This window comes from Thalassolituus sp. UBA2590 (assembly GCF_002339775.1).
Classification (GTDB): Bacteria; Pseudomonadota; Gammaproteobacteria; order Pseudomonadales; family Oceanobacteraceae; genus Thalassolituus.
On sequence record NZ_DDKU01000032.1, the window covers coordinates 1 to 2689 of the forward strand.

General features: G+C 51.5%; 1 protein-coding gene. It reads right to left on the bottom strand.

The features are described 5' to 3' along the window. A partial coding sequence (gene tssM / locus B2067_RS02970) for a type VI secretion system membrane subunit TssM (RefSeq protein WP_301387395.1) occupies positions 1-2574 on the bottom strand: 2574 nt, incomplete at its 3' end. Positions 2575-2689 lie beyond the last annotated feature (115 nt).

Below are 2689 nucleotides of genomic sequence, written 5' to 3' on the forward strand. Positions count from 1 at the left end.
CGTGCCTTTCTCGGCCGCCAGCATGCGCTGGATATCACGGAAGCGAAGATCAACCAGCGTCGGGTCGTACACCATACCCGCCGCTTTTTCGACGAGACCGCCAGCAGCACCGGAGGCCGTAGGCATTTCAATTTCTGGCGTAAGAGTCGTGTTTTTTACAACCAGCTCTGTCACCTGAGAGAGTGGCGATGAAAGCTGATCTGCCAACTTAAGCAGGTGGGTGACAGACTGACTACCACCCGGTAAATTCGCGAGGCTGAATTTCTGGTAGAAGGCCTGCCAGCGGCGGGCATACTCAGTCAGGTATAACTTCTCGACATCGGCACTTAATTTCTCGAGATCCGCTTTACTGTAATCTTCGCCACTGATATTACCGCCATAGATCCACTGATCTGCAGCGATCTGTTTCATCATTTCGGAGTCAGGGCCATACTCCGCCTGATCGTATCCTGCCTTAGTGAAAAGGAACGGCATCATAAATACCGGATCATTTTCACTTAAACCAAACACCTGCTGCGGGTTGCCGCCAATCTCGCGATAAAGATCAACTTCACGGGCGTTGTTGCCCATTTTCTGAAGTTGCGCAAACAGTCTTTGAGCAACCGGAATACGCTGCAAGTACTGGCGTGTACGAGTAACGACGTACTCATCCGGCTGGAGCTGCTCATCAAAGCCCAGTTCAATCAGGTGATCGAGGTGAGTCAGTAGCTGTGACTGCTTAGTCGCTTCACCGGGCAGGAGATCCTGCCAGCGAGTCTCTGCGTAAGCCCGAATCTGTTCATAATCGCGGTGCTCCTGATCAAACAGCATCAGATAGACGCGGAACACAGGTAAAAGCGCGTTATCGTCTGCGCCCAGCGCATTGAGATGGCGTTCAAGCATATTAGCTACAGCCGGATAGAACACCTGATTAAGCTGAGTGTTATACGCCTGATCTGCCGCTGCATCGACGCGGCCATCATACAGGCCAAGGTAACTGATGAAGGGGTGCTCTTCCTGATCGTAAACAAGGCTCGCCTGATAGAGCGGAGTCAGAAGTTCGAGTGCTTCTTCCGTTGTCGCCTGCTCCGGGCGAATGGTTTCACGTAATTGCAGATAATCACGATGCAGGCTATCAACCTCAGCCATGTATGCCCGGTTCTGCACCAGAGCACCAGTCCATAGAGCCGCACAGCCAATCAATAAACCGGTCAGGCCCGCAACCGCACCGCGGCGCATCCAGCGCAACAGGTTTTCAATCTTACGGTTTACACCAACAAGCTCTGATTCAGGGAAAATAACATCGCGGAAAAGGCGGGTAATAAAGAAACTCTTACCGCTGTTATGCTGTTGCTTGCCCATACTGCGTTCAAGACCAAAGTTAGCGCTCACTTGCGCCATCATGCGGTCAATCGGGCTACCTTCCTGTGTGGCGCTGGTAAAGTAGACACCACGCAACATAGGTACTGTGCTGTAATTATTCGGTGCAAACGTCTGCTGAATAAACCCATCAACGACGTTCGCCAGACTTTCAAGCGCTGGCGGGAAACCCTGAATCATGGCGCGCTTATCGGTATTACGCTCGTGCTGGACACGCCAAAGCAGACGCTCGTTCAAGCGCTCCACCAGCTGATTAAACTCGTGACGGAAGCGGCTGATATCGGCACCCGTATTTTCACTCTCTTCCTGAGGGAAGCTCACACCCCAGACCTGCTCACGCTCGGCCTGTGACAGGTTACCGAAAAATTCAGCAAAGCCAGCCACAAGGTCGCCTTTAGTAAAGGTCAGATAAACGGGGAAACGAATACCGAGTTCATCCTGCAATTCACTGATGCGGGCACGGATAATTTTCGCCTGCTGCTCACGCTGTTCTTTCGTCTGTACCATCAGATCCTGAAGACTGATAGCAATAAGAGCACCATTAATAGGACGGCGGCGACGATATTTTTTCAGCAGCGCAAGAAAAGCCTGCCAGGCGTTATTGTCCACCACCCGATGACTGTCCTGAGTGGTATATCGTCCTGCGGTATCAATCAGAACAGCGTCGTTAGTAAACCACCAGTCACAGTTACGTGTACCACCGATGCCACCCAGGGCTTGCTTACCGTGAGTGTCGGCCAGCGGAAATTCCAGCCCGGAGTTTACCAGAGCAGTGGTTTTACCTGAGCCCGGCGGACCGATAATAATGTACCAAGGGAGCTGATAAAGACTGAGTTTGCCACGACGCGAACTGAAACGTGCCTTTTTGAGCGTCGCCAGAGCATCACGGAAGCGGGTTGCCATCTGTGCCAGCTCTTCCTGACTGCGCTCCTGATCAGGGTCAACAACGTCGTTACCTTTCTGCTGTGATGACTCTATTTCGCCCAGCAACTCTTTATTCTGTCGACGCTCAACCAGCCATTGACTGACATTCCAGGTCAGCCAGAACAACCAGAAAAATCCGATAATAATCGCCCGGGTCATCGGGCTAAGCGTCATATTATCTGCGCCGAACTTGATAAATTCAGCACCAAACCAGATCAGCAACGACAGAGCCGTGAGCCCGATAATTCCGACGACCCACTTATTTTGCAGAAACGCCAACAGCTTTTTCATGTGTTCTCCATGTACACAACGGGAGGCGCATCCTTACCCGATGGTCATTTTTATTCATTCAGCAGCTATCTCATCAAAGACAGCAAGACTAGGGCCTGTTAACACTAATTAAACA